Source organism: Methylobacterium sp. 2A (assembly GCF_009806555.1).
Classification (GTDB): domain Bacteria; phylum Pseudomonadota; class Alphaproteobacteria; order Rhizobiales; family Beijerinckiaceae; genus Methylobacterium.
Genome location: NZ_VUOK01000001.1, coordinates 1 through 4100, shown reverse-complemented (window position 1 = coordinate 4100; position 4100 = coordinate 1). Strand labels below are relative to the sequence as shown.

General features: G+C 65.2%; 3 protein-coding genes. All 3 read left to right on the top strand.

Features of this window, described 5'->3' with window-relative positions:
• Positions 1-123: 123 nt before the first annotated feature.
• Genes FVE89_RS00015 through FVE89_RS00005 form a run of 3 tightly spaced genes read left to right on the top strand, consistent with a single transcriptional unit; the run spans position 124 to position 3918 of the window.
• Positions 124-1593 (top strand): N-6 DNA methylase, encoded by a 1470-nt coding sequence (locus FVE89_RS00015; RefSeq protein ID WP_160532224.1) that lies wholly within the window; start codon positions 124-126, stop codon positions 1591-1593.
• On the top strand, positions 1590-2978 hold the full coding sequence (locus FVE89_RS00010; protein WP_160532223.1) for a restriction endonuclease subunit S: 1389 nt from the start codon (positions 1590-1592) through the stop codon (positions 2976-2978). The genes FVE89_RS00015 and FVE89_RS00010 overlap by 4 nt, the downstream gene beginning before the upstream one ends.
• 1 nt (position 2979) lies before the next feature.
• On the top strand, positions 2980-3918 hold the full coding sequence (locus FVE89_RS00005) for a restriction endonuclease (protein WP_160532222.1): 939 nt from the start codon (positions 2980-2982) through the stop codon (positions 3916-3918).
• The last annotated feature ends 182 nt before the right edge of the window (positions 3919-4100 follow it).

Here is a 4100-nt window from a genome sequence, read left to right as displayed (position 1 = left end):
TCCGGGGTTGCAGGCGTCGCAACCACAGCCTCGCTCGACACCCTCGGATGGACAACCTCCATAGCAATGACACCTAGCGTGGCCGTGCCGCCGCGGATGAGATCACGGAAACAAAGGCGCCCGATGAACCCCTCCTCCGACCTCGTGAACCGGCTCTGGCGGCTCTGCGCGATCCTGCGCAAGGACGGCGTGACCTACTTCCAGTACGTCACCGAGCTGACCTACCTGCTGTTCCTCAAGATGGCCGACGAGCGTGGGCTCGACGAGGTCCGCGTGCCGGAGGGCTACCGCTGGCCCGACCTGATGCGGGCCGAGGGCGCGCCGAAGCTCAAGCTCTACCGCGAGGCCCTGATCGCGCTGGGCGACCCGCAGCGGACGCCGGACCGTCTCGTGCTGGCGATCTTTGCCAACGCCTCCACGGTCATCCGCGAGCCCGTGAATCTCGCGACGCTCATGACGGCGATCGACGGGCTCGCATGGTATTCGGAAGCCCGCGACGGCTTCGGCGATCTGTACGAGGGCCTGCTCCAGAAGAACGCCGAGGAGACCAAGCGGGGCGCCGGCCAGTACTTCACCCCGCGGGTGCTCATCGACGTGCTGGTCGGGCTGATGCAGCCGCGGGCCGGCGAGGTGATCCAGGACCCGGCCGCCGGCACCGGCGGCTTCCTGATCGCCGCCGACCGGGCGATCCGCGCGGCGACCGACGATTACTCGACGCTTCCCGTTGTGGATCAGGCCTTCCAGGTCCACAGCGCTTATCGCGGCCTGGAGAACGTGCCCGACGCCTACCGTCTGCTGCTGATGAACCTGCAGCTCCACGGCGTCGAGGGCGAGCACGTCGTGCTGGGCGACACACTCTCGCCCGCGGGCGCCGGCGAGGCGTTTCGCCAAGCCGACCTGATCCTGACCAACCCACCCTTCGGCTCGGCGGGCGGGCGCCCGAGCCGGGACGACTTCACGATCACGGCCGCCGTCTCCTCCTATCAGCTCCCCTTCGTCGAGCACTGCGTACGCGCGCTCACGGTCGGCGGGCGGGCGGCCATCGTGGTGCCCGATAACGTGCTGTTCGAGGACGGGCGGGGGCGGGACCTGCGCCGGATGATGCTCGACACCTGCGACCTGCACACGGTGCTGCGGCTGCCGACCGGCATCTTCTACGCGCAGGGCGTGAAGACCAACGTGCTGTTCCTGCGCAAGTCCGCCGCTACAGCGGGGGCGACGCAGGCCGTGTGGATCTACGACCTGCGCACCGGGATGCCGGTTTTCGGCAAGACCACCCCGCTCCGCCCCGACCATTTCTCGGATTTCGTCGCGGCCTATGGCGCCGACCCGAACGGCGGGGCTCCGCGGGCCGACACAGGTGAGGCGGGGCGTTTCCGGCGGTTCACGCGGGAGGAGATCGCGGCGCGGGGGGACAACCTCGATATCACGTGGCTGCGCGCTGAGGGCGACGCGGAGGATGCGTTGCAGGACCCCGCCGACATCGCGGCGGCGATTCTGGGGCACCTGCGGAACGCGATGATGGAGATTGAGGCGCTGAACGAGGAGCTGGGAGGCAACGAAGAGACGGTGCTGGCGGAGGCTGCCGAGTGAGCGGCGAACAGCATTGGCCCATTCCTGCTGGCTGGATCTGGGCGGAAGCGGGGGCGATCGGAATGGTCGACCTCGGTCGCCAGCGATCGCCCGTCAATCACACAGGGCCCGATATGCGTCCCTACGTGAGGTCAGCCAACATCACTTGGCAGGGCTGGGATTTCAGCGACGTCAAGGCGATGAACTTTAACACATCTGATTTTGCAACATTTCAGCTTCGTTACGGCGATGTTCTGCTGAACGAAGGATCTGGCAGCGCTAGTGAAGTTGGCAAGCCTGCAGTTTGGCTGGAACAAATTCAAGATTGCTGTTTTCAAAATACCTTACTGCGCTTCCGTTCGGAAGTAATCAATCCTTGGTATGCTCGGGCATTCTTCGATTTCTCAGCAAGAGCTGGACACCTTGTCTCACACACTCAAGGCGTCAACATTTTCCATATTGGCAAGCGTGGTCTCGAGAGTTTTCATCTTCCTGTTCCCCCTGTATCTGAACAGCATCGTATCGTCGCAAAAATCGACCAATTGTCCGCCCGAGTAACCCGAGCGAGAGAGGAACTTGAGGCCGTCCGCATTCTTGGAATTCGCGCCAAACGATTTGTTTTGAAATCTGCGTTTGCAGGTTCGCTGACCGGCGACCTGCGGGGCTCAAGCTCGCTGGTTGGATGGCGTACACTGCAACTGCACGATATCGCAGAAATCCAAACAGGCATAACCCTCGGCAAACAACGAAGCAAAGATGAGCCGTTAGTAGAGCGGCCATACCTCAGGGTTGCCAATGTTCAGCGCGGCCGGATTGATCTGCAGGATGTTAAGCGCATCCGCATTACGGAGAAAGAGTACAACCGACTGCGCCTGTGTCATGGCGATATATTGATGAATGAAGGCGGAGATCGCGACAAGCTCGGCCGAGGATGGGTTTGGCACGGGCAGATTGAAGATTGCGTCCATCAGAATCATGTATTTCGAGTTCGACTTAGAGATAAATTTTACCCGCCAGAACTAATTTCGCTATACGCTAATGAATTCGGTCAGCAGCACTTCTTGGACCAAGGCAAGCAGACGACTAATCTTGCGTCCATCAGCAAGGCGAAGCTGGCGACCTTGCCGCTGATCCTGCCTCCCAACAACGAGGCAGGCGAACTGCTTCGCCGCATCGAACACTCCTTCGCCGCCATCGACCGCCTCGCCGCCGAGGCCCGCTCCGCGCGGGACGCCCTCGACAAGCTCGATCAAGCCATCCTCGCAAAAGCCTTCCGCGGCGAGCTCGTACCGCAGGACCCGAACGACGAGCCGGCTAGCGTTCTGCTCGAGCGCATCCGGGCCGAGCGCGCGGCGGCTGGTCCTGCCCCGAAACGGGGGCGCCGGCCACGCGGGGCGGCCGCCTGAGATGCCGATCCCCGATTACCAGACCCTGATGCTCCCCGTGCTGCGGCTGGCCGCGGAGGGCGAGCGGCGCGTCGGCGAGGTGGCCGAGATCGTCGCCGACCAGTTCGGCCTCGGCCCGGACGAGCGCGCCGAGATGCTGCCGAGCGGGCGGCAGCGGGTGCTGCACAACCGGATCCACTGGGCGAAGTTCTACATGCTCAAGGCCGGCCTCGTCGCCTTCCCGGCCCGGGGCCGCTTCATCGCCACCGAGGCCGGGCGGCGGGTGCTGGCCGAGAACCCGGCGCGGATCGACACCGCGTTCCTGATGCGCGAGCCCGCCTTCCGCGCCTTCTACCGGAACGAGGGTCTCGCTGGGGACGCCGCGGCGCCGGACGGCATCGCGGTGGCGCCCGCCGAGACCGCTCTCGGACCTCGGGAGACGCCGCAGGACCGGATCGAGGCGGCCCACCTGGAGATCCAGGCGGCTCTGCGCGAGGAACTGCTGCAGCGCATCGGCCAGAACAGCCCGACCTTCTTCGAGGACCTGATCGTCGATCTCCTCGTCGCCATGGGCTACGGCGGCGGCCACCGGAACGCAGCGGCGCGTCTCGGCCGCTCAGGCGATGGCGGCATCGACGGGGTGATCGACGAGGACCGGCTCGGTCTCGACCGGGTCTACGTCCAGGCCAAGCGCTACGGCGCGACGACCGTCGGGCGACCCGAGGTGCAGGGCTTCGTCGGCAGCCTCGTCGGGCTTGGGGCGAGCAAGGGCGTGTTCGTCACCACCTCGACCTTCAGTGCCCAGGCCCGGGAGTTCGTGCGCCACCTGACTCAGCGAGTGATCCTGCTCGACGGGCCGACTCTCGCCGACCTGATGATCGAGCACGGCGTCGGCGTGCGCACGGTTCAGACGGTGGCGTTGAAGCGGCTCGACGAGGACTTCTTCGCAGAGGAGAGTTGACCGGCTCTCGGCGGGCTCCCCCCAGGCCCCGGATTTCACGTGGCCGCCCGGGGCGGTGGTACCATCCATTCAGCCGGACAGCGCAAGGGGTTGGCGGATCGCCGGCAGGGCAATCGCTTCAGCGTGAGGAGGTTTAGGTTCGCGGTCGGGGCGTTTTGTGATTCAGGCGGCGGCTTGCCTCT